General features: G+C 52.8%; 22 protein-coding genes and 1 tRNA gene. 10 read left to right on the plus strand and 13 right to left on the minus strand.

Translation table 11 applies throughout. The annotated features are described in order from the left end of the window. Positions 1-708 (minus strand): Crp/Fnr family transcriptional regulator, encoded by a 708-nt coding sequence (locus H6G13_RS04010; protein WP_190481893.1) that lies wholly within the window; start codon positions 706-708, stop codon positions 1-3. A 433-nt stretch (positions 709-1,141) separates the two neighbouring features. On the opposite strand from H6G13_RS04010, the gene H6G13_RS04015 reads away from it, so the two are divergent. Further along, entirely contained in the window at positions 1,142-1,951 is an 810-nt protein-coding gene (locus H6G13_RS04015; RefSeq protein WP_190481894.1) for a hypothetical protein, read from the plus strand. Positions 1,952-2,311: 360 nt separating this feature from the next. Here the strand turns inward: H6G13_RS04015 and H6G13_RS04020 are convergent, their stop codons facing one another. Together H6G13_RS04020 and H6G13_RS04025 are read right to left on the minus strand one after the other, a co-directional pair. Beyond that, positions 2,312-3,202, minus strand: a complete 891-nt coding sequence (locus H6G13_RS04020) for an alpha/beta hydrolase (RefSeq protein WP_190481895.1) — start codon at positions 3,200-3,202, stop codon at positions 2,312-2,314. A 35-nt stretch (positions 3,203-3,237) separates the two neighbouring features. Further along, a complete protein-coding gene (locus H6G13_RS04025; protein ID WP_190481896.1) occupies positions 3,238-3,960 on the minus strand; it encodes a hypothetical protein in 723 nt (240 codons plus the stop codon). A 320-nt stretch (positions 3,961-4,280) separates the two neighbouring features. Here H6G13_RS04025 and H6G13_RS04030 point away from each other — a divergent pair, with 320 nt between their 5' ends. Then, positions 4,281-4,646, plus strand: a complete 366-nt coding sequence (locus H6G13_RS04030) for a hypothetical protein (protein ID WP_190481897.1) — start codon at positions 4,281-4,283, stop codon at positions 4,644-4,646. 179 nt (positions 4,647-4,825) lie between these two features. Beyond that, entirely contained in the window at positions 4,826-5,347 is a 522-nt protein-coding gene (locus tag H6G13_RS04035; RefSeq protein WP_190481898.1) for a GNAT family N-acetyltransferase, read from the plus strand. A 64-nt stretch (positions 5,348-5,411) separates the two neighbouring features. Here the strand turns inward: H6G13_RS04035 and H6G13_RS04040 are convergent, their stop codons facing one another. Continuing rightward, positions 5,412-5,822 carry a DUF4332 domain-containing protein gene (locus tag H6G13_RS04040; protein WP_190481899.1) on the minus strand — a complete coding sequence of 137 codons (411 nt, stop codon included), beginning with the start codon at positions 5,820-5,822 and terminating at the stop codon, positions 5,412-5,414. 58 nt (positions 5,823-5,880) lie between these two features. Here H6G13_RS04040 and H6G13_RS04045 point away from each other — a divergent pair. After that, positions 5,881-5,954, plus strand: a tRNA-Pro gene (locus H6G13_RS04045). 572 nt (positions 5,955-6,526) lie between these two features. Continuing rightward, complete coding sequence (locus H6G13_RS04050; protein ID WP_190481900.1) at positions 6,527-7,054, plus strand: hypothetical protein; 528 nt, start codon at positions 6,527-6,529, stop codon at positions 7,052-7,054. A 57-nt stretch (positions 7,055-7,111) separates the two neighbouring features. On the opposite strand, the gene H6G13_RS04055 is transcribed toward H6G13_RS04050, so the two are convergent. Together H6G13_RS04055 and H6G13_RS04060 are read right to left on the minus strand one after the other, a co-directional pair. Further along, positions 7,112-8,161: a pentapeptide repeat-containing protein gene (locus tag H6G13_RS04055; protein WP_190481901.1), complete on the minus strand. Its 1,050-nt coding sequence runs from the start codon at positions 8,159-8,161 to the stop codon at positions 7,112-7,114. Positions 8,162-8,284: 123 nt separating this feature from the next. Then, positions 8,285-8,515: a hypothetical protein gene (locus tag H6G13_RS04060; protein ID WP_190481902.1), complete on the minus strand. Its 231-nt coding sequence runs from the start codon at positions 8,513-8,515 to the stop codon at positions 8,285-8,287. Positions 8,516-9,047: 532 nt separating this feature from the next. On the opposite strand from H6G13_RS04060, the gene H6G13_RS04065 reads away from it, so the two are divergent. Next, complete coding sequence (locus H6G13_RS04065; protein ID WP_190481903.1) at positions 9,048-9,797, plus strand: Tic22 family protein; 750 nt, start codon at positions 9,048-9,050, stop codon at positions 9,795-9,797. A gap of 168 nt (positions 9,798-9,965) precedes the next feature. Here the strand turns inward: H6G13_RS04065 and H6G13_RS04070 are convergent, their stop codons facing one another. From H6G13_RS04070 to H6G13_RS04085, 4 genes are all read right to left on the minus strand, one after another. Next, the gene (locus H6G13_RS04070; RefSeq protein ID WP_347277447.1) at positions 9,966-10,589 is read right to left on the minus strand and encodes a sugar transferase; all 624 of its coding nucleotides are present in this window, start codon (positions 10,587-10,589) and stop codon (positions 9,966-9,968) included. Between the two features lie 279 nt (positions 10,590-10,868). After that, positions 10,869-11,318, minus strand: coding sequence for a phosphate-starvation-inducible PsiE family protein (locus H6G13_RS04075; RefSeq protein ID WP_190481904.1), 450 nt, complete (start codon positions 11,316-11,318; stop codon positions 10,869-10,871). 14 nt (positions 11,319-11,332) lie between these two features. Beyond that, entirely contained in the window at positions 11,333-13,594 is a 2,262-nt protein-coding gene (locus H6G13_RS04080) for a nitrate reductase (protein WP_190481905.1), read from the minus strand. A 354-nt stretch (positions 13,595-13,948) separates the two neighbouring features. Then, on the minus strand, positions 13,949-15,547 hold the full coding sequence (locus H6G13_RS04085) for a ferredoxin--nitrite reductase (protein WP_190481906.1): 1,599 nt from the start codon (positions 15,545-15,547) through the stop codon (positions 13,949-13,951). An 809-nt stretch (positions 15,548-16,356) separates the two neighbouring features. Here H6G13_RS04085 and H6G13_RS04090 point away from each other — a divergent pair. The 3 genes from H6G13_RS04090 to H6G13_RS04100 all read left to right on the plus strand — a co-directional run bounded on the left by H6G13_RS04090 (position 16,357) and on the right by H6G13_RS04100 (position 19,756). Then, the gene (locus H6G13_RS04090) at positions 16,357-17,496 is read left to right on the plus strand and encodes a HEAT repeat domain-containing protein (RefSeq protein WP_190481907.1); all 1,140 of its coding nucleotides are present in this window, start codon (positions 16,357-16,359) and stop codon (positions 17,494-17,496) included. A 222-nt stretch (positions 17,497-17,718) separates the two neighbouring features. Then, the gene (locus H6G13_RS04095) at positions 17,719-18,660 is read left to right on the plus strand and encodes a LysR family transcriptional regulator (protein WP_190481908.1); all 942 of its coding nucleotides are present in this window, start codon (positions 17,719-17,721) and stop codon (positions 18,658-18,660) included. Between the two features lie 13 nt (positions 18,661-18,673). After that, a complete protein-coding gene (locus H6G13_RS04100; protein WP_190481909.1) occupies positions 18,674-19,756 on the plus strand; it encodes an anthranilate phosphoribosyltransferase family protein in 1,083 nt (360 codons plus the stop codon). Here H6G13_RS04100 and H6G13_RS04105 read toward each other — a convergent pair. Next, positions 19,749-20,237: a GNAT family N-acetyltransferase gene (locus tag H6G13_RS04105; protein WP_190481910.1), complete on the minus strand. Its 489-nt coding sequence runs from the start codon at positions 20,235-20,237 to the stop codon at positions 19,749-19,751. The genes H6G13_RS04100 and H6G13_RS04105 overlap by 8 nt on opposite strands. A gap of 452 nt (positions 20,238-20,689) precedes the next feature. On the opposite strand from H6G13_RS04105, the gene secA reads away from it, so the two are divergent. Beyond that, positions 20,690-23,479 (plus strand): preprotein translocase subunit SecA, encoded by a 2,790-nt coding sequence (gene secA, locus H6G13_RS04110; protein WP_190481911.1) that lies wholly within the window; start codon positions 20,690-20,692, stop codon positions 23,477-23,479. A gap of 3 nt (positions 23,480-23,482) precedes the next feature. Here the strand turns inward: secA and H6G13_RS04115 are convergent, their stop codons facing one another. Both H6G13_RS04115 and H6G13_RS04120 read right to left on the minus strand, forming a co-directional pair. After that, the gene (locus H6G13_RS04115; RefSeq protein WP_190481912.1) at positions 23,483-24,592 is read right to left on the minus strand and encodes a substrate-binding domain-containing protein; all 1,110 of its coding nucleotides are present in this window, start codon (positions 24,590-24,592) and stop codon (positions 23,483-23,485) included. 36 nt (positions 24,593-24,628) lie between these two features. Beyond that, positions 24,629-25,177: a hypothetical protein gene (locus H6G13_RS04120; protein WP_190481913.1), complete on the minus strand. Its 549-nt coding sequence runs from the start codon at positions 25,175-25,177 to the stop codon at positions 24,629-24,631. Between the last annotated feature and the right edge of the window lies 1 nt (position 25,178).

Genomic DNA, 25,178 nt, shown 5'->3' on the forward strand with positions numbered 1-25,178 from the left:
CTAAGCCTGCTGCCGCGATATATGAGTTGCAGGAACCGCCAAATAGCCCTCGCCATGGACCTGAATCAGCCCTCGCTGGCGCAGCTTACCCATTAACCGAGTGACCGTTACCCGAGTTGAGCCGATAGCGCTGCCAATTTGGGCATGGGTTAGCGTCCAGGGCAAATAGTAGCCATCCTCATAAGACTCACCAAACTCCTCGATCAGCAGCGTTAAGAAACCCAGCAGCCGATCAATGGTGCGGCGCTGGCCCAAAGTACTTAGCCAAAGCAACTTACGCTGGTGCTGATAGCGAAAGGCATCTAAAACTTCGCGGCGGAAATGGGGCCAATTCTCCAAGTCATGCCAGTACAGCCAAATCACTGTAGTCTGATCGATATGGGCAAACCCCTGCAGGGAAAAGGGAGACTGGGCCACAATTTCAAAGGGCTGCCCCGCTCCTACAAAGCCCAAAAAAGCTTCTTCGCTAGGGGCCAACGCCAGTCTAGACTGCACGCCTTTACCTGGCTTGCCGCTGGCGCTGAGTTGGGCACTGCCCACGAGGCGCACGGCCCCCCGCTGCACTAGATACAAAAGCCCTGGGCGAGCCGGAATGCGCTCATCCTTATTAAAAGTCCTCGCCCGATAATGTTCCTGGGCCCAGTCAGTAATGCGCTGCCAGGTTAGGAAAGGGCGAGCGTTGCTGTCGGGTTGCGATGATGAAAACATAGCTGAGAACGCGGAGCGATAACTGCAAAGTTAGGAAGAACTGAGGCCAGGTATCATGGACTACCCTGTGAGATGACGATGATCCAAGGAACTGCAGTCATGCGGCTGAGAAACTCACTCACCGCTTCGAGAGCACTCTGGCACGAGATAAATGCCCTAGGGCAGCGCCAAGCGTCATTTAGCAAGCGAAGACAGCCTAAATTCGAGATTTAGCCCCGCAGACCCCTTAATACTAAAACATGACTCCGTGCTTTTTCCCCTAAATCAAATCTTTCTGGGCAAAGATTAGACCGGAAGATGCACAATTCGTATCCGTACAGGTTGGTCTGCCCTCCCTAAGGATCCCCACAATGGAGGCGTGACTAAGCCTAAAACTCCATTCAAAATGCCATATCTCTCTATCAAAGCAGTGTTACAAAAGTCACTGAACAGTGTGTTTTACCAGGTTGCCTCCCAATGGTCGGAAATCCAGCCTAATCAGCTAGACTGCTCTCAATATTTGCCGGTTACGCTGCACCTGCGGCGGCAGCCTTTTCCCCTTGAATATGTTTCCCCGCTGCCCCTTCAGCTAGCAGCAATCTTAAAGCAGCCCATTCAAGAGATGACTTCATTGGTTATTGAGGGGGTTATTGAGGGCTTGCAGGGGGAATCAGTCCTGGGCTCAGATACTCCATCCTCACTAGAGCTTTCTATTATGCAAAGGATCACCCTCTTGCCCTCTGCCTCGGGGCAGCTGGGGCTACAGCTTGATCGCGCCGCGCTGATGCTTTGGTTAAACCTCCTCGTCGCCTTGCCCTGGCCAGAGACACAAGCAGCCTATCCACCAGCGCAGGTCTCAGCAGTCGGGCTATCTCCCTTAAGTGAGCGGCTGCACCTCTCTCCCCTGGCCCTAATTCAACACACCCATGCCCGTTGCTTGGGTCTGGCGACTGAACTTCCTAGCAGCAGTGCGAGTCTTACAGAGACCAAGGCAGCGCCTACCCCAGAGACAGAATCTAGTGCCACAGCAACAGTGATTTGGGCTTTGGCAGATTTAGTTGATGCGCTGGCCGCAGCCGGGGAGTCGGTGGCTCTACTGCAGCGGGGCTGTTTTTTAAGCGAGGCAGTGTATGAGTGGCTCAAGCCTTTCTACCAAGAGAGGACAGCAAATCCGGCTTTGGCCAGCCTGATCCTGCAGGCAGTTCAACAGACGCTACAGCATTTGCTACAGCAGCTAGGCCATTCTGCCCCTGGGGCTGTATGAGCGATCGCACCCGTCCTATAAGAAAAACTAACGTTAAAGAAAGGCTCAAACAGGTGACAAGCCAAAATTCTTCTTCTATACTTACAAACGTGTGTGAGGAGCGAACCAGAAGAGGTACCGAGACGAAACACGGCCAGTCGTCGGTACCTTTTCTGATTTTTGGCATTTATTGCTCTCTGATCTGATTTTTGGCATTTATTGCTCTCTGAGAGGTTAGACGCCGAGATTTAGGGCGGCTGCCTCTTCACTTCTGCGAGCACTCTCCTCACAAGCACTATTTTTGTAAGCACCAAAATCAGCATTCCTGCGATTCCTGTGCAAGGAATTGAGAACTGTTTATGCCTCTTTAGATTTTCCTCTTCAAATATGCTGTTGCAACACAGCAGCAATTGTCTCAGCCACCAGGGCAGGGTATTCCACCATTGCCATATGTCCGCAGTTGGCTAGTTCAAACACGTTGCCGTTGTCAGCCTCAAAGAGGCTGTGAAAACTGGCTAAATATCGGACAAACTTCAGCTCCATCACCCGGTCTTGGTCTCCCGCCAAGAAATAGACAGGTTGAGACAGGCCTGAGACAATTCTGGGCAGCAGATGTACCTCTTCCTCAGTGGTTGACTCTAGCAGCGATCCCAGGGCGGCTTCGGGGTGGGCTTGGAGCAAGTCTATCAAGCGCTGACGGCCCCACTGCCGCTGCAGTGGTCGAGCCACCATCATGCGGGTAAAGGCCAGATCAGCCCCCGGAAAATGCTGAAACCAGCGGGGTCGAAACTGAACAATCTGCTGGCCTGCGGCTCGAAACCGCTCAAACTCTCGCCGCAGATAAATACCGCCCCCTGCATTAACACAGATCACCCCTTTGATCCGCTCTGGGTAACAGTAGGCAGCCCAGAGGGCAACGCTAGCCCCTAAAGAATGCCCCACTAGCCAAACTGGCTTGAGATCGAGCTGCGCTAGAAGCTCTCCTAGGTCTCTGGCGTAGGCCGCCAAACTAAAGGGGGAATAAGAGGCACCCAAGCGTTGGGCCAGCGGCAGCATGCCCATTTGGTACTGATCTAAGAACTGACAGGAGTTGCCAAAGCCGCGCAGATCGTAGCTCAGGCATTGGCAGTAAGGCTTAAGCTGGTCAATCACGGGTGACCAGTACTGCTGGCTTAACAACCAGCCGTGAATAAAGACTAGGGTATTAGAAAAGCCTTCAGGGGCTGTGAGGCTGTAGCTGTGGGGAACCCCCCGGAGGGTAATACTTGGCATGACCTGATCCTAACCCGAACGGTTGACCCTTTGGCTTAACCCTTGCCCAGAAGCCGGTAGCGCACTCCCTCAGCAATCTTTTGCCCCAGATACTCTGGTATCAGGCTCTCATTAGGTCCCAAAAGATAAAGAATTAGCCGGGTGCGTCCCCGCCAAACCAACAGGTTAGCGTTGACAACTAAAAGATCCTCCTGCCAAATGGCGTACATGACTTTGTAAAATAGCCCTGGCTGGTTATCGGCCTCGATCAGCAGGGCCGGCAGGTGAAAAACGGGATCGACGTAAAATTCAGTTTCTACCTGCTCTAGTCCGGCATCGAGATTAAATTCGACCGTCAGCATCTCCTCAACCTCAAAGCGGCCCGCCAGCGCTTCACGGACGGCGCGGCAGACGTTGTCAGCGGTTTGTCCGGTGAGGGCTTTGCCGCCGCGAGAGACAACTAGCTTGATGAACACCAGCATGGGGGGATAGATCTGACCATAAAGGCTGAGGTTGTGGATGGTCAGACCATAGGCAGCCAACACGCCAAAGATATCGCTAAGCAGGAAGGACTGGTTGCGGTAGGCAAAGTGGAGGGCGCTACGGTTGCCCTCGGGCTTGATTTCGATGACTGCTTTCTTGCTCTTATAGAGCTGATAGGCCAGGCGCAGGTTTTGGAGCTGGATCTCGCTGCTCACAAATTGCTCATAAAATTGGGGAAACGCCCGGTTGAAGCGCTTCAGTAGCTCAATGGTCGAAGATTTTAGGCCAGCAGTCATTGTCGGGGCAAGGAACTCTATGGACGTCACGTTAACACTTGACTCGTAAGCTAGCGACGAAAGGCCCTGATGCCAGAGGAGGCTCTCCAGTTCATGGAGGTGGCCTGGGTCCTATGTATGAGGTTGCCCAAGAAATTCTCTTTGAGTTAGACGTTTCTAGATAGTCTTAGTCAACGGTTGGGTTAATCATACCCCTGTACTAATCTCGCAGCTTCACCAACACCTCATCAACTACTCCGCATCTGTACGCAGGTCAAGCCAGTCGGTATGGGATGTGATGGAAACAGAGCATTGTTGTTTCCCTAGATGAGGACTGGAAGATGAGTCTAACTCAGAATGAGCGTGAGAAAATTCGCCGATATTTCGGCTATCCGGCAGCGACCGGGTGGACCAACCAGATCCAGTTATTTTGCGATCGCTTCAGTGTCACTCAGCCAGAAGCAGAAGAGACAGTGCGATCGCTGTTGCGGCAGATTGAGCAGATCAACTTACAGCTGCAGCAGACTTTAGGAGATGAGCAGGCGGGGCAAAAGCCGCTTAATTCTTCAACAGGGCAAGAGGTAAGCGTTTTGAGGCGAGAGCAGCGGCAGCACGTACAGACCTTGTCAGGATTCTTGGGTCTGCCTATTCATAGAGCTGTGTTTGGGGGTGAGGGGTGGCAGTCCTCCCGACGGGTAGCTAGGTAGTAGGCCACAATAGGGCCATCACTCCCTCTAAATCAAGACCTATCAGCACTCTGGCATAGCCAGAGTGCTGTTCTATGTGTGGGAACGAAACACTAGTTCTAGAGAGAGGGAATTTTGCAGAAGAGAATATACTATTTGAGTAGTGCTCTCTGTCTTGTCTCTACACTACCGGCACCTGCATGGGCTTTTGGAAAAGTTTGTTTGTCAACTCAGACGCAACATCGTCTCCTAAGTCAACCCAGTCGAGTTCTGTCTTGGCAGAGGTGCAGAGCGACGATGGCAGTACCCGCATTTTTTTTAGTACAGACCGCGATATAGACCTGTACGAGTTAGAGGAACTGTGCAACGCCGTTGGGTGGGCTAGGCGGCCCATTCGCAAAGTCAAAAAGGCTATTCAGCACAGCTTTTTAGTGGTGACGATGTGGGAGCAGCGCGGTAGCCGTCGCCGGTTAATTGGCTTTTCCCGAGCTACGTCAGACCACGCTTTTAACGCCACTATCTGGGATGTCGTCGTACATCCCGAATTTCAAGGGCAGGGTTTGGGGAAAGCGCTCATGAAGCAGCTTGTCAAAAAACTGCGGAGTGAAGACATCAGTAACGTAACCCTGTTTGCCGATCCCCAAGTCGTGGATTTTTATCGGGGACTGGGCTTTATGGCTGACCCGGAAGGAATCAAAGGCATGTTTTGGTATCCGGACTAGGCTGTGCCTGCTCATCCGCCAATTAAGAGCAGAAGTTGGGCGGCGACCCAAGATTCCTTCAAAGCTAGAGCGCTGCTATTTGCCGAGCTTCTCGCACCCAGACCGAGATCTGGCCAGGATCGGGGCATAGGTCTGACCGGTTAAGGGTGGTGACATGGAATCGGCGGATCTGAGTGTGGAGCGTGCCTAAAGCGGTTTGGGCTAGCTGGCTCACGGACATGACGCCAGCGTGAAGCAGCAGACCATTGTACTGACAGCCCACGCTGGGAACTCGGGCGAGATCTGCTAGAGCCACCCACTTGTTGATGTAGCGTAGCGGCTGGTGGAGTTGACGCGCCAAGGACTGGCGCGCCTCAGCGTTCTGGCTGCGTTTGAGCAGTTGGGCTGTGGTCTCAATGCCCAGATGAGCTAGCTGCTGTTCGAATTCGGAGGTCATGCCGGGCAGTTGGCCCAAGTTCCAGTTTTGAGGACGCATCTTTATAATGGGCTTGCCGACGAAAGGCAAAAGCAAGTTATACTGATTACGAGTTTAACGGGATGTAGCGCAGCTTGGTAGCGCGCCTGCTTTGGGAGCAGGATGTCGCAGGTTCAAATCCTGTCATCCCGATTCGGTTGTATCAATACTTTTGGCGACATCTGCCCCAAAGCAGACGCGCTTCAGTCGGTGTGTTGTGTCCAATCTGTGTCCAATGTGCCTTAGTAGTATGCTGTAACGCTACATACTACAGCCATGATCACAGCTTGCCAGTACAGGTGTATCGCTTCACTCAGAATCGGCTGTAGGCTCTCAGCAGCACTATTCAGGATTGAACCCACACACCAAATAAGCCCACAAGCGTACATAACCTTGTGGGTGAACTGGTGCTAGGCATCCTTGCTTAGGCTGTAGCTTGAGATATGGGATCTGACAGGCAGCAGGAATCAGAGCTTAGCTACCCCTCTTGTCTTTGAGAAATTAAAACTATTAAAACGTTTATATTTCTGCTGTAGAGAGGGTATACCCCTCCTACACTTCAAACATAAAAATGATTTAATAGTTTTAATTATTGAAAGAGAGAAGGTATATCCCTCCCCTACTCAGAAAATAAAAATATTTAAAGTGTTTTATTTTTCAAATGTAGAAGCTATCCCTCTAACTCAGCACCCCATTCTGTAACAAAACAATCTTGGGATCTAGAAATGGGCACTCAATTGGCTGTTGCTTATTGCTTGGTAAGTGAAGAACACAACTCTAGAGCTTTTGAGTCCTGGAATGATGCCACAGCTTTGCTTGATGAAATAATTGATAACGAAGGTTTTGATATATCTGAATTAAGAGTGAGTACGTGTAAACATGGATGGTACCTAGATTTACTGATGAGAATTTGCAAGGGGACTCAGATTCAAAATCTTGAATTTGCGAGTGTACGCGATTTTTGGAGTGTCATATGTGCTGAGCAATTAGAAGCAGCAAAAGAGAGTTTGGAAAAAGTTTTGGAGTTTCTTGAATCAGGTATTCCAAATTTAGGAGAATGGGAGGACGACAAAGTTGAGGATTTGAGGAAGGATCTAAACGCCTTTGAACAAGCTGATGTAGATTTTAGAATCGATGATTATGGATTTGATGCAAATCAAAGTTTTTGTTCTCACATCAAAACGCTTCACTTTACAGTAAACGAAGCATTAGAGAAGGGGAAATGTCTTTTGTATTTCTTTTGCCCTTCATAGAACAAATCAATTCATACGTCTTGCTCGAAGATAGCAACTATGAGTTTGACTAAAGAATCACTCCTCAGAATCACAGCTTTCATCAGTGGAAAAAACGGCTCCTGCTGCTATTGGGTCAAACCCTTCTGGAAATTGAGTATCAGCGTTGTAAATCGCGTTTTTAAAGTTTGCGCCATCGATAATGGCCCTTCTCAAATCAGTTACTCTCAAGTCAGCACCTTGAAGGTTTGCACGAGTCAAGTTGGTATACCATAGTCGTGCGTTGCAAAGGCGGGAGTTAATAAGACTTGCTTCTAGAAAACTGGAATCTGTAGTAATTGAATTCTCAAAGATTGCCCCGTCTAAAACTGCTCTAGAGAAATCTGCTGAGATTTCAGAGTCACTAATGTTTAAACCCGTTAGGTCTTGATCTGCTAAGTCTAATCCATATCCTCGAATGCCTACGGCAGAAGAATAAGCTGCCAGTAAATACATACCTACATCAGGAGGAGAAAAGCCTTCTGGAAGCTGTGTTCGAGCATCATAAATAACGTTTTCAAAAGATGTCGAATTAAAGTTGGCTCCTCTCAAGTCAGTTTCTAGGAGGTATACATTTTGCAAGCTAGCATTCGTAAAATCTGTATTGGTTAAATCTGATTTTGAAAAGTCAGAATCTCCAATTTCAGCATCTACAAAACGAGCGCCAGATGAATTAGTGCTTCTAAAATAGCTTGCTATGTTTGCATTACTGAAATTAGCTCCTCTTAAATCCGCATTGTCTAAAGTGTCATAAATCAAGCTGGCATTTTCAAAGTTGGCAAGCTGTAAATTTGCACTAGACAAATCTACTTCTCTGATGACTGAATATCTTAAATTTGCCCCTGGTAAATTAACATGAGTCAATTTAGAGCGTAATATTTCAGAAGCTCTTAAGGAAGCACCTGCTAAATTTGCACCAGACATATCAGTGCTAGAAATAGTACAGCGATCGCATCTTCCAGTTTCAATAATCCTATTAATTACTATTCGAGGCGTTGGTTCTGGTATGTAGAGATCAGCTACAGCATTGCGAGAGAGTGCTGCAATGGAAATCAGAAACGCCAATCCTGCAAAGTACGCTTTTTTCATATAAGTAACTTTCTCAATATGGACACGTAATAATCTCTTCTAAACAAAGTTCCCCAATCCTTCTAAAAGGAAACCCCTCCCAAATTATGAGAGGGGTTTGAGTTATGGAATTGAAATCTCGATTTAGCTTTCCGTATTGGGAGCGCTGCGTTTAATCAAGATGCTGATGTACTCGCCGGTTGCTCCTATAGGTTGCGGCTGAGTCCAGAAATTCTTGTCGGCGTACTTCAAAGTAGCAAGCAGTTTTTGCGTTGCAACGATCGCTCCGTAGTCTCCAATGAGGATGTGCTTCAGCGTTTCCTGGTTTGAGAGAACCGGAATGGAGCGCAGTAATTCAGTTTTGCTAGTGATCATGTTTCTACCTTCTAAAGGAAAACAGGGAGGTCACTAGTAGCCCCTCCGAAGGTAGTTGGACAGGGGCACTAGGCTAAAATGAGCCTAGCGCTGCCTTTCTACCCGGACTAGATTGGGAGCGTTAGGGGGATTGGAAAGGTACGAACTTTCCTTTCTCCCGTCTAGGCTCTCCCTGCACTTAAAACGGTATCAGAACTGCTCAACGAGTTCAACCGTATTCAAAGAAGTCCTAAAAGATGGAATGAGGCAAAAACTCTTTTACATCAGATTGCCTAGCGCCGTCTGACTAACCATCGTCTAATGAATTGCTGTCTGTCAGGAACTTTGTTTGCTGCTTCAAAATCTCTATACTCTGAAGGATTGCTTCCGGCATGACTGGCGTAAAGAGCAGTTGACTCTCTAAGGGCTTGGATGAGAAGATCGCTGCTCACCGCTCAGACTAAGGAAAGCAGAGATACGTTTTCTGCTGTTTCCACAAAGAAGTCTCCGTAAGATAAGGTTTATTCGCTAAAGTGCGCACATGGTTGGATCTATGAAAAAACTTCTTCGCTCTTGGTCTGTCGGCGGTCTAGCCACTCTGGTGCTGACAGGGGTTGGACTATTGGCTCCTCTATCCGCGGAAGCGCTACCTGAGGATCAAATTGTTGATAAGCTGCAGCAGGTGCCTGTCTTTCTCATCCTAAACTCGGAGGGCCAACCGCTGACTGCGGCTGCCTCCGCCGACGCAGCAGAGGTGAAGGTGCCAGTCGTTTTCCTAGATGGCGAAACAGCTCAGGAATTTTTGGAGCAGGCACAGCAGGAAGATGCGAATGCTCAGGTCGCTCTGGTTGACCTGGGAACGCTGTTCCAAGAAACTCAATCTCAGGAAACAGGTCCAGCACCCGTCATGTACTTCCCAGAAGAGGATGAGTTGACAGCGGCAGCTACCATTCAAGATGATTTTCGGGGAGTGCCCCTGTTTTTTGCCCGTCGAGGTGAAGACGGGCCTTATCTAACAATCACGCAGGATGGGGTCTCTTCTCTGCCTATGTTTTTCTCTAGGCAGGATCTACAGACCCTAATCACCCGGTACACACAAGAAAATCCGGGTGAAGCCCGAGCCATCGCTATAGAGGTGCTTTCTCTGGAGTGGCTACTAGCGGCAATGGCTACCAGCGATGACCCCCAACTAGACGAGCAACTGCAACGGATACGGCTGTTCCCTTCTTCTGAGGTGCTGCAGTATTTGCGATCGCAGCAGCAGGAGCAGTCTACCAGACCCGCTACCTCCTCTCAGCGATAAATCTTGCTAGTGCTCTAAATCCATATAACAAAGCGAGAGAAGGCGTGGCATGCTTTCTCTCGCTTTGTTTTTAGCAACCTAGTGTTTAACAACCTCTGCGGCAATCTCTTTCTGAATGCCCCCCTGTGAATGTCTTGGGGGAAGAAGTTCAAAGGAGCGACCACCCTACTAACAAGCGCCCTTGCGGCGCAGTACCACGAGAATAGTTTGAAGAATGAGCTGTAGGTCATATCGGACAGACCACTGCTGCTGATACGCTAGGTCCATCTTGACAACAGCTTCAAAATCTTTAACGTTGGAGCGACCCTTAACCTGCCACTCTCCTGTCATACCAGGCTTAATATTCAGGCGCTGCCAGTGATGTGGCTCGTACTGGCGAACCTCATCAAGGGTTGGAGGACGCGTTCCTACTAGGCTCATGTCGCCTTTGAGCACGTTCCAAAATTGGGGCAGCTCGTCTAAGCTAGTGCGGCGCAGAAAACGGCCAACTCGAGTAATGCGGGGATCGTTCTCGTTCTTGAAGATCAGGCCCTGAGCCTGGTTTTCAACCAGATGCTTGAGCCTATCTGCATTGTGGACCATAGAACGAAACTTCCAGATTTGGAAAGTACGCCCGCGATAACCGCAGCGCATCTGGCGGTAGAAAATAGGACCTGGATTGTCTAGCTGAATAGCCAAGACAACGGGCAGCGCAACTAGACCCGTGAGAAACAGACCTACCAGAGCTCCCGCAACATCAATACCCCGCTTGAGTGAACTGGTCACAGCAGGGTGAATGGGAGTAGCTAGGATTTCTGGAGAGGGAGAGAGCGGAAAATGAGCAGACTCAACTCGACCCTTGAGCGTAGGCGTCAAGGAAGGTCGACTGGGTTGGCAAGACGTTTCAGGAGAGGTGAGCACAGAGATGGACTCCTCGGACCAGCGTGAAGATGCATTGGCTGATCTTAAAGAAGTTCTATGAAGTTTCGAAGATTTTGAGCTAAGGTTTGCTGAATCTTTAAGAAAGCTACTACTACTCTATGCACAGGTAAAGCTCGGGCTGAACCCAGCTCCTAACCTCGGTAGAGTTGGCTATGACCGATGGCTAATGCGGATAATCCAGTAGCTGATAGATAGCGCAAAGACGGCAGCCGCCAGACCAACAAGACTAGTGCCGGTAACTTTGTCCAGATCCACAATGACAAGTTTTCTACCTACAGCAGTTAATGCCGTTGCAATGACCAGTTCGACCTGGACAACGTGCTTCTTCAAATAGGCCGTGATATTCTCCAAGATTTCCAGAGCAATTAGCACGCTGAGGAACAGGCCAAAAATCTGGCTCAGGGTTGGCCCAAAGAAACCATTCTCAGGAGAAACTCTCAAAGCTGTTGTCAGCACAATAAACAGGTCCACGACGATGACCAAAATCACCCCCACCATCGCCAGGGACAAAACCTTTGAGATAGCCCCCTCAAACTGGCCGAGCCGCCTTAAAAAAGCGCTATCTTCAAATTCCCTAGCCAACCGACGCCAAATGGACATGCTCCTCTCCCCGATTAGTGCTGAAGCACCTCTGTGAGCATAGTCGATGGGGAGGACTCTAGCAAAGAATTAGTTTGGGCCATATCGGCAGGTTCAGCCGTCTTTTCTTGAGCGTGTTTCTGCTTGGCTAGGGAAACTACCTGAACAGCGCAGGCTTTCAGTTCTGGCTGCAGGGAAAGCGGACAGCGTTCGGGGTGGGTAAGCCGATTACAGTCAGCATCTTCAGCCCAGAGACTGCCCCAGTGCATCGGCACAAACACAGTGCCCCGCCGAATATTTTGGGTGACCAGCACCTTGAGCCGAAGCTGGCCTCGGCGCGATCGCACCTCTGCCCACTCCCCCGACTGCATCTCTAGCTGCTGGGCATCCCTAGGATTGACTTCCAGAAAGGGTTCTGGGTGCAGCGCTCGGGTCTTTTCGATGCGGCCTGTGCGGGTCAGGGTGTGCCAGTGGCCGTAGAGGCGACCCGTAGTCAATACAAAGGGGTAGTCGGGATCGGGTGGCTCGGCCAGGCCCTTTTCATAGAAGGGCACAAAACTGGCTCGTCCGTTGGGTGTGGGAAACCGCAGGTCGGTGTAGAGCCGTTTGTCGCGTTTGCTTGCCGCTGTCGCCGGAGTTTCGACCACTGGACAAGGCCACTGGATCGGTCCCTCCTGGGCTAGGCGCTGATGGCTAAGGCCGCTCATGTCGCAGATGCGATCGCGAGTCAACTGCACAAACTCTTGGTAAACCTCAGCCGCATTCGTGAACTCAAACTGCCGCTCAAACCCCAAACGACGGCCGACCTCAGCAAAAATAGCCCAGTCTGGCCGAGCCTCGCCAATTGGCGGCCTAAACGCAGAGCAGAGGGTGACGGTGCGTTCAGAATTCGTCATCACCCCAGTTCTTTCGCCCCAGGGAGCTGCTGGCAGCAGCAGGTGGGCAAAAGCCGCCGTCTCCGTCGGGTAATAGGCATCTTGGTAGACCGTGAAGGGCGAATTTCGCAGGGCAGCTTTGGTGCGCTCCAGATCTGCCATGCTAACCGCTGGATTGGTGGCTGCAATCCAAAAAAGTCCTACCTGGCCTTGCTCTAGTGCTAGCATCATCTCCCAGGCTGCTAGGCCCGGTTCAGCCGCAATGCTCCCTGGGGGCAGTTGCCAGACCTGCTCAACGGCCTGCCGATGGGTCGGATCCTTCACGCTGCGATAGCCGGGCAGCAGATGAGACAGACCACCAGCTTCTCGACCGCCCATGGCATTGGGCTGGCCGGTTAGAGAAAAAGGGCCAGCACCCGGTTTGCCCAGATTACCGGTCATCAGGTGCAGGTTGATCAGGCTACAGACCTTAGCAGTGCCTTCCGAAGACTGGTTCAGCCCCATCGACCATAGCGATAAAACTCGCTTAGAGTCGGCCCAGTAGCGGGCTGCGGTTTCTAACTCTTCTACCCGAATGCCGCAGTGCTCAGCCACCAGATCAGGGTGGTAATGGCGCAGTACCTCGGTATAGGCCGCAAATCCCTGAGTGCATTCCTCGATAAATTCGGTGTCAATCTGACGCCACTGCAGCAACAGATGAGCAATGCCGTTGAGCAAGGTGATGTCTGAACCTGGTCGAATGGCCAGATGCAGGTCGGCAAAGCTAGCGGTTTCGGTGCGCCGGGGATCTACGACAACAAGCTTAACGTTGCGGTTTTTCTTGTGATATTTCTTAAACCGATTAAAGACAATGGGGTGGCACTCTGCCGTATTGGTGCCAATCAAAAAGGCGCAGTCCGTCAGCTCTAGATCGTCATAGCAGCAGGGTGGGCCGTCAGAGCCTAAAGCTTGGCTGTAGCCCGCGACCGCCGAGGACATACAAAGCCGAGAATTGGCGTCAAAATTATTGGTGCCTAGACAACCCTTGATCAGTTTTTGGGCCACATAATAGTCTTCGGTCTGAAACTGACCCGAACCATACATGCAGATGCCGCTTGGCCCCAACGTTTGCCGCACCTGCTGAATTCGATCAACCAGGGTTTGCAGCGCTTCTTCCCAAGAAACTCGGCGAAAGGGCTGGTCCAAAGATTCCCGCAGCATGGGGTACTTGAGCCGGTCTTTATCTAGGGATTCGGCAACTGTGGCTCCTTTGACACACACTTGTCCTTTACTGGAAGGGTGAGCCCGGTCTCCTCGAGTCTGCCAAGTGGGGTTGCCTGCGCTGTCGCGGTGAGTAGGACGCTTGGGCAGGGCAGGAGGGAGCACCTCTAGGCCGCAGCCTACTCCGCAGTAAGGGCAGAGAGTCTTTGTGGGATCAGCCATAAGGCAGATGAAGATCTAGATAAAAGGCAATGAATTAAGCAGCATTGAATTGGCTAGGTAGGCCCTTTCAGGGCAGTTTGTGGTGCAAAAGTGGCTAAACCAGCCTTTTAAACCTCACGACAGCCACTTTGCCGCAACAGAAGTCAGAGCAGGACATCACTCGCCTGTATGAGTATTGTGTAGAAGCCCGGTAAAGGAAGCACATTGCCAGACATCTTGTGCTACTCTCCTAATGAATGAAAACTGCGTGTGTGTGCCCTGCAAGTGTTCTGCTCTGGCAGGGACTTTTTTACGGGAAAAACCGGGCTAGGGCAGCAACTCGAAACCAAATCTGAATTTGTTTACTCCCTCCACTTAGGCAGATTCAGACGCTGTGACTAAAATCGAGCCATTCAAGCTACTGTTGCTTGCCTGCGTTTTTGGGCTGGCCTGGAAATGCTCTATCAGCAGCTGGCGCAATACATCAGGCAGATCATCACAGGCCACTCCCTGCTGCACCCGTTCGCCTAGTCGAGCTTCCTTGCCGACTTTGCCGCCCATGTAGATATCAACTCCTTCCAAGGTTTTGCCTGCTTTGCGCACTTTAGTGCCCATCAGGCCGATATCAGCTACTTGGGGCTGACCGCAGGAGTTGGGGCAGCCAGTCCAGTGAATTCTTACGGGCTGAGGCAAAGACAGCTCGGCATCTAGGGTTTGGGCCAGCGCCAGCGCCCGCTGTTTAGTCTCAATCAGGGCGAAATTACAAAACTGGGACCCGGTACAGGAAACTAGCGATCGCACCAGAGTCTGCGGAGCAATCGAAAACTTCTGCAGAAGCGGCTCCTGAAGAAAAGCCGACAGGCGAGAATCGGCAACATTCGGAATAATTATGTTTTGCTCCACGGTGAGGCGAACTTCACCATTGCCATAGACTTCTGCCAGGCGGGCCACGTCATAGAGATCGCCAGCCTGTAGCCGCCCAACCGGAACGTGCAGGCCCACATAGTTTAGGCCGGTTTGTTTTTGGGGATAAACGCCAATATGATCTCGCTTGTCCCAGTCAATTTCATCTTCTGGGGCTGCTGAGAGCAGCGGCCGCCCCAAGGCTGTTTCCACCTCAGATCGAAAGCGTTCCACACCCCACTCATCGATCAGCCACATCAGCCGCGATTTTTGGCGGTTGGCCCGCAGCCCGTGATCCCGGTAAACCTCTAGAATGGCCCGACTGATATCGACGACTGTATCATCGGGCGGCACCCAGGCATTGAGGGGAATGGCAGCTTCGCAGCGACGGGCAGAGAAAAAGCCGCCCACCAGCACGTTAAAGCCCAGTTCACCGTCGCGATAGGCAGGGACAAAAGCAATGTCGTTAATCTCAGCGTGAATCGAGTTGTCGCGCCCCCCTTCAATGGCAATATTGAACTTGCGGGGCAAGTTGGTAAAGGCCTGGTTGCCCTCCCCGTTACTGGTGATCATGTCCTGCACCTTGAGCACCAGACCCTGAGTGTCGATCAGCTCATTGGCGTCAATACCAGCGACCGGAGAGGCAGTGATATTGCGAACGTTGTCCATTCCCGACTGCACAGAGGTCATGCCTGCCTGCTTAAGCTGCTCGAAGATATCAGGAATATCTTCCAAGCGAATGCCCCGCAGCTGCAGGTTCTGGCGAGTGGTGACGTCGGCGCTGCCGTCTTCGCCGTAGCGCTGGATAATATCGGCCAGCACTCGCATTTTGTAGCTGCTCAACAGACCGCTAGGAGTGCGCAGCCGCAGCATAAATTTGCCAGGCGTAACCGGTCGGAAGAAAATGCCCAACCACTTCAGCCGGTGGGTCAGATCGGTTTCATCAACTGCTTCCCAGCCAACCTGAGCAAACTGCTCTAGCTCGTTTCTAACGACAAGCCCATCTTTCTCAGCTTTGAGCTTTTCAAACTTGTTGAGTTTTTCTTCGGTTTTGGTAGTTGAACTAACCACAGGATCACCTAACTAAGCGTTTCAAAAGACAGCAAGACTGACGCAATGAGTAATCTAAACCCGCTTCGAGAGCAAACAATTAAGCAGTGAAATCAACCGTTGGATATAAATATTTAAATTTTTCTTGACCTAGAACCTCAGACTGTCTTGTCAATGCTGTTCGAAAATGACTTTCTTGAAACGATTTGAGAATTGAAGCAGAGTAAAAGAGAGACTCAAAAACTGCTGCCAATAAAAGCCGCTGCTGCTGCTCCAGCCAAAGCCTACAAAAAGTTTTGCCGACTGTATTTGACTCTTACGTTAAGCAACAAATCAAGGGGCTTTTGTATCTGTAAGCACAGTTCTGTAAACAATTTGTAAGCCTTGCATGGGCCTCATGCAATTCCTGCATTTTTCTTCGCCGCCTGGGTTTCGCTAAACCTAGAAGAATCAGTAAGATGCTTTGCTAGATGGCCAAGCTCAAAAAAAATTTCTGATTTGCAACCTAATTTGTAAAAGTCAGGCCGGTGGTAGGTACTCCTCAGATAGAGCCTGAAATGCCTTTTGGGGGTGCTGATTATTCAGCAAATCGGTTTTAACCGCTCGGTGGGGCAGTGTAGAGTAAGCCAGACAAATAGGGTAGATGGGGTTGTTTGCTAGGGCCGTTTAGAGCGCTTTAATCGACCCTTTACTAGAGCCCGCTGGGCATCTCCAAGCTAGAAAAGTAAGCTGGGATTGTGAGGGAAATGATTAAGGCTTAACCAGACCATTGTTTCGATTCACGCCACTTAAGAGCCAAGTCTGAGTCACGTTTTAAAGGACGGTAATCGTTGTACTCTTCGTCTGAAACCCACTCACATAACACTGGTCCACAAACGGTATCTGTCGATCAACCCGAAGTTTCCCTCAACAGAGCGATTGATACACTTCTGCTAGGCAACTTTCACGACCGATGGGAAGTAACTAAGCGCCTGCCAAACTTTGGTGAAGAGGCCATTTCACCCATACTGGCCTTGCTGGGAGACGACAGCTTGGATTGGGAAGTGCGCTGGTTCGCCGCCCGCACATTGGGAGAATTTGACCGGCCTGAGGTAGTGGCTGCCCTGCTATCGCTGTTTATGGCCACTGAGGATGAGGAACTGCGGCAAAGTGCAGCTGACGCTCTGACTCAAATCGGCCCTTCTGCCGTGGCAGCACTAGCCCACTCCCTGCGGGAGCGCGATCGCAAACCCATTGCAGCCCAAGCCCTGGCTCAGATTCGTCATCGCTCGACCATTCCGCCTTTGCTAGAGCTAGCCCAAGACGAGTCAGCCCCACTACGGGCCCTAGCCCTAGAAGCGCTGGCTGGGTACCCCGAGCCTCGGGTGCTAACTGCCGTTCAGGCAGCCCTGGTTGATCCAGCGGGAGAGGTGCGGCTGCAGGCAGTTCGAGCCTTAGGAGCCTACCGCCAAAAGCTGGACCCACAGGACCTGATGGACTGGCTAGAACCGCGCCTACAGGACGGACATCTAGGCGTTTGTCAGGCTGCGATCGCACTGCTAGGTCGCCTGTCCCTGCCCACTGCTGCGGCCCGACTGATCGCGTTGATTCAGACCCCTACAACCCCTAAGTCCCTGCGGCTAAAGGCCATTCAGTCCCTAGGGTGGATGGGGATTCGGCCTGCAGTTGAGGGCCTGCTGGAGATTTGGCAGGAAGCCTCAGTAGACGAACGCTCTGCCATTGTTACAGCCCTATCGCACCAGCCTGAAGCAGAGTTGCGAGAGCTAGCAGCTCAGGCCCTGCTCAGCTGGCTGCAGCAGCTTTCTCTGGAGCGTCCATCATCAGAGCTAGAGCCGCTACGACGACAGAGCGCCTTGGCCTTAGGCCAGATGAGAGTCGTAGCCGCCAGGGCTACCCTAGAAGTCCTGAAGGAAGACCCCGATGAAGGCATGCGGCTACATGCGATCGCAGCACTGAGACACTTAGACTGAGTGGAAGAGGAGTTAGTAGAAGGGTTAGCTTTTTCTTCCTCTCTCCTCCCTCTTCCAAAGAACTTTCAACCTATTCTTTCAGACAAAACTTCGCGAATAGGCACGTTCTGTATCTTCGTTTAGCAGTTTTTGATACTAAGCAGTGCCCCGGCTTTTGTTATTCAGTTAACAATCCCGACCGACTCTCGGTTGGGATTTCACTGTTTCAGGTGCTAGGTCCCCATGCGTATAGAGCAGTTGCAGGCATTTTTAGCCGTTGCGGAAACCGGGAGCTTTCAGGCGGCTGCTCGCCAGTGCCAGGTTACCCAATCCACCATCAGCCGTCAGGTGCAGGCGCTAGAAGCCGATCTAGATGCGCCCCTGCTTCATCGCGGGGCGCAGGCCAAGCTCACGATCGCGGGGGAACGGCTAATGCCCAAAGCTCGCCGGATTTGTCAGGACTGGCTACAGGTGTCGCGCGATATTGCCGACCTGATGGCCGGAAAGCAGCCAGAACTGTGTGTAGCAGCGATTCAAACAGTGTGCGCCCACTTTTTGCCGCCGATTCTGCAGCAGTTTTGCCAGGACTACCCCAACGTGCAGCTGCGGGTCAGTTCCTTAGGTAGCGATCGATCCCTAAAGGTACTGAGAGATGGCCTGGTAGACATTGCCATTGTTATGCAAAATCCCAAGCTGACGGCCCACCCAGAAATGGCCGTGATCCCGCTTTATGAAGAAGCCGTAGAGGTACTGCTGGCCGCCGATCACCCGCTTACAGCCTATGAGGCAGTGCCCTGGGAAGCGCTGTCCCGTTTTCCCCATGTGGTGTTTAAAGACGGCTATGGGATGCAGCGGCTGGTGCAAGAGCAGTTTCAGAAGTGTGAGGGCACTCTACAGGCAGCGCTAGAGTTGAATACGCTAGATGCCTTTCGGGGGGTCGTGCGGCAGGGAAATTTCGTGGCCCTGCTGCCCAAGGCTGCCCTGACCGAGTGCCGCCGGGACCCTACCCTGGCAGTGCGAGTTACCGAAGCCCCCGTGTTGCGTCGTCAGGTTGTGCTGGTGACCACTCACGATCGGCTCACCATCCCGCCCATACAGCGGTTTTACGAGCTGGTTAAAACCCTGGCTAGTGACTTTCAAGGGCCTGCTGCAGCTACCGTTTCACCACTTGCCTTCGTCCGCTAGAGTGTGATCCACCATGAGCCAAGAATTTAGGGAATTACTGAAAAAGGTCGGCAGCGGTAGCCATACCTCCAAAGACCTGAGCCGCGAGGAAAGTGCCCTAGCCACCCGGCTGATGCTGCTGCAGGAGGCTACCCCAGCCCAGATCGGCGCGTTTATGATTTCCCACCGGATCAAGCGACCTACAGCGGCAGAGCTAGCAGGCATGCTAGATGCCTACGAAGCCCTAGGCCCGACTCTGCCTGCCATTGCTAGCGCAATTCCGGTTATGGTGCTGGGCTGCCCCTACGATGGCCGCTCGCGCACCGCTCCGGTAACTCCCCTAACAGCGTTGATCCTAGCGGCGGCGGGGGCTCCGGTGCTGCTGCATGGCGGCGATCGCATGCCCACTAAAGAAGGCATTCCCCTAATTGAAATCTGGCAAGCCCTGGGACTCTCCCTAGAACGCCTGGATCTGGCGCAGGTCCACACCCTGCTAGAACGCACTGGATTTGGCTTTATCTACCTGCCCCAGCATTTTCCGGCGGCTCAGTCGCTGGTGCCTTACCGTGAGCAGATCGGCAAGCGCCCGCCCTTTGCCACCATTGAACTGATGTGGTCGCCCTATGGTGGAGCCAGCCAGACTGTTACCGGCTATGTTCATCCGCCCACCGAGGGGTTGGCTCAGCAGACCTTCCAACTGCGAGGGCTACAGCGCTTTATTGCTGTCAAGGGCTTAGAGGGCAGCTGCGATTTACCTCGCAGCCGCACCGCCATTATTGGCTTAGGGCAACCCGACGGCTCTATTGAACGAGTGCTGCTCCACCCCCGAGACTACGGCTTTGCCGCAGAAGACGTGCCCTTTGAGGGAGATGAGTGGCTGCACCGATCGCTTGCATCGGTGCTCCAGGGAGAGCCCAGCGAACTGATGCGCTCTACCGTTTGGAATGGCGGCTTTTACCTGTGGCGCAGCGGCGTTAGCGAGTCGCTTGAAGCGGGGCTGACCTTGGCGACCACCCTGATCCAGCAGGGCCAAGTTCAGGCCAAGCTCGATCAGCTGCGCCAGGCAGTTTTGGATCTAACCTTAGCTGCGTCGCCGGTGGGGTTGAGCATTAGCTAAACGGGCCGCTCGACGAGGCTGCTTCTGCGCCTCGATAGGCCGGGGTAAACTCTCGCTCGACGGGCTGGTTAAACAGAACCAGGGTAGTGCTGGAGTTGGCTTGGAAGCCGATGCGCTCATAAAAGCCCTGTTGATGCGTGGTCATCAAGTAAACGCGCTCAACCTGGCTGACGTGGGGGTGGCCCAAAACTGTCTGGACCAGCTTACGGCCCAGGCCACCACCCTGATAGTTAGGGTCGATCACTACATCCCAGATGGTGGCCCGGTAGATACCGTCGGAGGTGGCGCGAGCAAAGCCAATCAGCGTTTTTTGATCCCAAACGGTAACTACTGGGTGGCTGTTTGCGATCGCAACCTGCATATCTTTCATGTCTCGGTCTTTTGCCCAAAAGGCAGCGGCCTGAAATAGTCGGTAGAGCTGGTCTAAATCAGACTCCGAAAAATCTTCGCTGTACTGAAAATGAACGTGGCTACAGTCCATTGCGGCGGTTACGTCCTTACGACAAGGCAGTTAATCGGGCAGTAACGGCACTATCCCAAAATGCTTCACTAAAGCATAAACAGATTTATCTGAATCGGGATATACCGAAAATGGCTGATTCAATCCAAAAATCAAGATATCGTGACACCCTTTGGCTTAATCCTTTAGGATGATTAGCCATAGCGGGTTTTACGCCCTAATACTGCTTCAACCCTCTATTTACATCTCCCCTGCAGGCTCTTTTGGACCACTCAGCCCAGCCCAAAGTCCAGATGATAGGATAGATAAGCCCATCTAGCCCAGTTTGGCCCCCTTTATCTCGGCTGCCAACCTTCGCTGATCAAGTGAGTTGGGTCACTGGCTTGAGGTGCGGGAATCGTCCCTTGCAGCGCCTCAATACATTACGATTTACTAAAGTCTTATACCCCTACGCTGTCTTGGTTCCCTAATCCATGCTGAAGAACCTTCTGGGTGATCCCAATACCCGCAAGCTTAAGAAATATCAGCCCGATGTGGCTGAGATCAACCTCTTGGAAGAGGACATCAAAGTACTCTCCGACGAGGCACTCTCCGCCAAGACAGGAGAATTTAAGCAGCGGCTGGAAAAGGGAGAAACCCTCGACGACATTTTGACCGAAGCTTTTGCTGTAGTGCGTGAGGCCTCCCGGCGAGTGCTGGGTATGCGCCACTTCGATGTACAGCTGATTGGCGGCATGGTGCTGCACGATGGTCAAATTGCTGAAATGAAGACCGGGGAAGGCAAAACCCTGGTTGCGACCCTACCTTCTTACCTCAATGCTCTAACTGGTAAGGGCGTTCACATCGTCACCGTGAACGACTACCTAGCCCGTCGAGACGCCGAGTGGATGGGGCAAATCCACCGCTTCTTAGGCCTGAGCGTGGGGCTGATTCAGCAGGGCATGTCTCCCGCTGAGCGCAAGTTTAACTACGGCTGCGACATCACCTACGGCACCAACAGCGAGTACGGCTTTGACTACCTGCGCGACAACATGTCCACGGCTATGCAGGATGTGGTGCAGCGCCCGTTCAACTTCTGTGTCATTGACGAAGTCGATTCGATTTTGATCGACGAGGCCCGCACGCCGCTGATCATTTCAGGTCAGGTGGATCGGCCCAGCGAAAAATACACCCGAGCGGCAGACGTCTCTCGTGAGCTAAACCCAGAAGAGCACTACGAAGTAGACGAGAAAGCCCACAACGTGCTGCTGACCGACGAGGGCTATATCAAATCGGAAGAACTGCTGGGCGTCGTTGACCTGTTTGACCCCAAAGACCCCTGGGCTCACTACATCTTTAACGCGCTTAAGGCCAAAGAACTCTTTACCAAAGACGTCAAATACATCGTCCGCAATGGCGAGGTGGTCATCGTCGATGAATTTACTGGGCGAGTCATGCCCGGTCGCCGCTGGAGCGATGGCCTGCACCAGGCGATCGAGGCCAAGGAGCGGGTAGACATTCAGTCTGAAACCCAAACGCTAGCCAGCATTACCTATCAAAACTTCTTTCTGCTTTACCCTAAGCTGTCGGGCATGACCGGCACAGCCAAGACAGAAGAGGCCGAATTCGAGAAAATCTACAACCTAGAAGTCACCATCATCCCAACTAACCGGGTGAGGGCGCGTCACGATGTTTCTGACGTCGTCTACAAGACCGAAGAAGCCAAGTGGAAGGCAGTCGCGGAAGAATGTGCAGAAATGCACGAGCTGGGTCGCCCCGTACTGGTGGGCACGACCAGCGTAGAGAAATCGGAACTGCTCTCCAACCTATTGCAGCAGTTAGGCGTGCCCCACAACCTGCTTAATGCTAAGCCCGAGAACGTTGAGCGAGAATCAGAAATTGTGGCCCAGGCCGGTCGCCGGGGAGCTGTGACGATTGCCACTAACATGGCGGGGCGAGGCACAGACATTATCCTTGGGGGTAACGCTGACTACATGGCCCGCCTCAAGGTGCGGGAATATCTCATGCCCCGGATCGTGAAGCCGGAAGATGAAGACGAGTTTTCGGTGACGGCAGTGCCCGGCGCTAAAGGTCGAGGCCCCGCCCAAGGCTTTACACCAGGCAAAAAAGTTAAGAGCTGGAAAGCCTCTCCCGATATTTTTCCCACCGAGCTGTCAGCCGAAGCCGAAGCGGCGCTGCGTAGCTCGGTCGATCTGGCGGTGAAGACCTATGGTGAGCGCAGTCTGCCAGAATTGCAGGCAGAGGAGAAGGTTGCGATCGCAGCCGAAAAAGCCCCCACCGACGATCCCGTTATCCAGAGCTTGCGGGAAGTCTACAACCTGATTCGCCACGAATACGAGAACCTCACTGAAGCAGAGCACGACGAAGTCGTTCGCCTAGGTGGGCTCCACGTCATGGGGACAGAGCGCCACGAGTCTCGCCGGATCGACAACCAGCTGCGGGGCCGGGCCGGACGTCAGGGCGACCCTGGCTCCACCAAGTTTTTCCTCAGTCTGCAGGACAACCTGCTGCGGATTTTTGGTGGAGATCGCGTTGCAGCCCTGATGAATGCCTTCCGGGTAGAAGAAGACATGCCAATTGAGTCGGGCATGCTCACCCGCTCCCTAGAGGGAGCACAGAAGAAGGTCGAGACCTACTACTACGACATTCGTAAGCAGGTCTTTGAATATGACGAGGTGATGAACAACCAGCGTCGCGCCGTTTACGCTGAGCGCCGCCGAGTGCTAGAAGGGCAAGACCTCAAAGAGCTGGTCATCGCCTACGCCGAGCAGACGATGGATGACATCGTGCAGGCATACATCAACCCAGAGTTGCCGCCCGAGGAGTGGAAGCTCCCCGAGATGCTGGAAAAGATCAAGGAGTTTGTCTACCTGCTGGCAGACCTAACCCCCGACCAGCTAGAAGACCTCTCACTGGGCGAAATTCGCACCTTCCTCCATGAGCAGGTTCGGATTGCCTACGACATCAAGGAAGCTCAGGTCGATCAGATCAAGCCCGGTCTGATGCGTGATGCAGAGCGATTCTTTATCCTGCAGCAGATCGATACCCTCTGGCGCGATCACCTGCAGCAGATGGACGCCCTGCGGGAAACAGTGGGCCTGCGTGGCTACGGCCAAAAAGACCCGCTGCTTGAGTACAAGAGCGAAGGCTACGAGCTGTTCCTCGACATGATGACGGGCATTCGCCGGAACGTGGTCTACACCTTGTTCCAGTTCCAGCCACAGCCACAGCCACAGGTGAGAACCTCTCAAGAAGTCGTCTAAACTTCAATTAGCCCGCTGCCACAGCCGGATCACCTCAGTTACTACCTGACGATCTGGCGGCAGCGAGATCTGGCTAGGCGGATTGACCTCAGCCCCTGGAATCCCTTGGCTCCAGGGGCTGTTGGGTACGCTCTCTAGATCTACGCTAGGGTTTACTGGACGAAAGCCATGCTGCACAAAGACCGTCTGCTGTTCGGGCGCAGCCAGAAACTCAAGAAAAGTACGGGCCGCTTTAGCCTCCCCGCTGCTGACATCCTGGCGGAGAATGGCAGCAGTGGAGACGGTTTCGACCGTGCGATCCAGATAGTAGATTTCGTAGCTCTGGTTCTGAGTGGTGCCCGACTGCTCCCAGCGATGCAGGGCAATGCTTTCGTAAACAGTGGCGATGTCGGCATCGTTGGGGCCTCGGGTAATAAACTCCTGCAGCAAAATGTCTGTGGAGCGGGGCGGCTGGTAAACCGAGCTCTTGACCTGGGCAAAGAGCGACTGAACCGGCGGCGCATTGAGGGCAGCCGGGCTGAGGGCTGACGTGTTGAGCGCTGCTTCAGACCAAAGAGTAAGCGTGAGCTGACCGCTGTTAGAGCGGGTTGGATCGGTGGTGACAAAGTCGAAGCTGCCCCAAGCCGGATTGCCGCCAATCGCACCCCAGTTGGCCTGTTCAATGGCCTGCTCCAGGCGCGACCACTGAAATTGGCCATTGGGAAAGAGGGCCTTGCCGCGCTCAGGCCATGCGATCGCAACCAGCAGCGTCTTCGCCACTGGCTGTGGCTCCTCGTAGAAGGGGCTCTCGCCGGTTTGAGTTTGCCAGCGCTGACGCAGCTCCTCCAGCAGATCGCCGTTAGCCGGAATCAGCACAGTCGCTTTGAAGTCGTTTCTATCATCTAGATAGTTGTTAACGACATCCTGAGAGCCCTGAATTTTAATTACTAGATCAACGTTGGGATTAGCCTGCTCAAATCGAGGCTCCAGCGCTGCTAGCGGTTCCTGTAGTTCCGAGCCGCTGACGACTGTGACCGTCTGCTGCAGACCCGGCAGAGGGGCGTAGGTTAGGGCCAAGGCTCCAGCAATAATGGCGGTCGAGAGAGCTATCCGTGCACCTGAAGACTGCGTCATAGTAAGCTCCTTGGGGGTAATGCCGAATGGTGGGAACTACTCTTGGGAAAGAGATTCGGGGTGACGATGTAACGAGGTAGCAGGAACTGCCGGAGGCCAGCGCACATCCCAGAAGCTCCAGCTCACGACCCCCAGCAAAAAGGCCATCAGGCCACTTCTCACCAGGGCGAAGGTCGGCTGCGCTGGTTGAAAAGTCAGCGTATCGGAGCCACTCCCGGCCAGAAACTCCTGCACCTGCCGCTTAATAGCCGCCCCCGAAATGGGGCTTTGGGCAATTTGAGTGGAAAAGGTCTGGGATTCGCCGCTGAGGGTAAGGGTATGGCGAAATCGTACCCCGCCACGCGGTACTCGGTCAGTTAGCTCCGAGACCACCTCCACAGACTCGACCACAAAGGGCTTGGCGGCACCGGGAATCAGCCCATAAAGGAAGGTGCTCACCGCCTCGCAGCGCACCTCATCGGAGGCCGGGCGGTGGCAGGTCAGACCCTGCCCACCTGTAGTCAAACAGCAGTAGGCGACTAGCAGCAGCAAACAGAGCAGACCCACAATCGGCAGGCTCGCAGGTCGGGCTTTAGACTGGGTCATA

Origin of the sequence: Pseudanabaena sp. FACHB-2040, assembly GCF_014696715.1 — a bacterium.
In the GTDB taxonomy this organism is placed as follows: domain Bacteria; phylum Cyanobacteriota; class Cyanobacteriia; order Phormidesmidales; family Phormidesmidaceae; genus JACVSF01.

Coding starts and splice junctions, on each gene's coding strand:
- H6G13_RS04010 (WP_190481893.1), bottom strand. CDS start 708: ATGTTTTCATCATCGCAACCCGACAGCAACGCTCGCCCTTTCCTAACC.
- H6G13_RS04020 (WP_190481895.1), bottom strand. CDS start 3,202: ATGCCAAGTATTACCCTCCGGGGGGTTCCCCACAGCTACAGCCTCACA.
- H6G13_RS04025 (WP_190481896.1), bottom strand. CDS start 3,960: ATGACTGCTGGCCTAAAATCTTCGACCATTGAGCTACTGAAGCGCTTC.
- H6G13_RS04030 (WP_190481897.1), top strand. CDS start 4,281: ATGAGTCTAACTCAGAATGAGCGTGAGAAAATTCGCCGATATTTCGGC.
- H6G13_RS04035 (WP_190481898.1), top strand. CDS start 4,826: ATGGGCTTTTGGAAAAGTTTGTTTGTCAACTCAGACGCAACATCGTCT.
- H6G13_RS04040 (WP_190481899.1), bottom strand. CDS start 5,822: ATGCGTCCTCAAAACTGGAACTTGGGCCAACTGCCCGGCATGACCTCC.
- H6G13_RS04050 (WP_190481900.1), top strand. CDS start 6,527: ATGGGCACTCAATTGGCTGTTGCTTATTGCTTGGTAAGTGAAGAACAC.
- H6G13_RS04055 (WP_190481901.1), bottom strand. CDS start 8,161: ATGAAAAAAGCGTACTTTGCAGGATTGGCGTTTCTGATTTCCATTGCA.
- H6G13_RS04060 (WP_190481902.1), bottom strand. CDS start 8,515: ATGATCACTAGCAAAACTGAATTACTGCGCTCCATTCCGGTTCTCTCA.
- H6G13_RS04065 (WP_190481903.1), top strand. CDS start 9,048: ATGAAAAAACTTCTTCGCTCTTGGTCTGTCGGCGGTCTAGCCACTCTG.
- H6G13_RS04075 (WP_190481904.1), bottom strand. CDS start 11,318: ATGTCCATTTGGCGTCGGTTGGCTAGGGAATTTGAAGATAGCGCTTTT.
- H6G13_RS04080 (WP_190481905.1), bottom strand. CDS start 13,594: ATGGCTGATCCCACAAAGACTCTCTGCCCTTACTGCGGAGTAGGCTGC.
- H6G13_RS04095 (WP_190481908.1), top strand. CDS start 17,719: ATGCGTATAGAGCAGTTGCAGGCATTTTTAGCCGTTGCGGAAACCGGG.
- H6G13_RS04100 (WP_190481909.1), top strand. CDS start 18,674: ATGAGCCAAGAATTTAGGGAATTACTGAAAAAGGTCGGCAGCGGTAGC.
- H6G13_RS04105 (WP_190481910.1), bottom strand. CDS start 20,237: ATGGACTGTAGCCACGTTCATTTTCAGTACAGCGAAGATTTTTCGGAG.
- secA (WP_190481911.1), top strand. CDS start 20,690: ATGCTGAAGAACCTTCTGGGTGATCCCAATACCCGCAAGCTTAAGAAA.
- H6G13_RS04115 (WP_190481912.1), bottom strand. CDS start 24,592: ATGACGCAGTCTTCAGGTGCACGGATAGCTCTCTCGACCGCCATTATT.
- H6G13_RS04120 (WP_190481913.1), bottom strand. CDS start 25,177: ATGACCCAGTCTAAAGCCCGACCTGCGAGCCTGCCGATTGTGGGTCTG.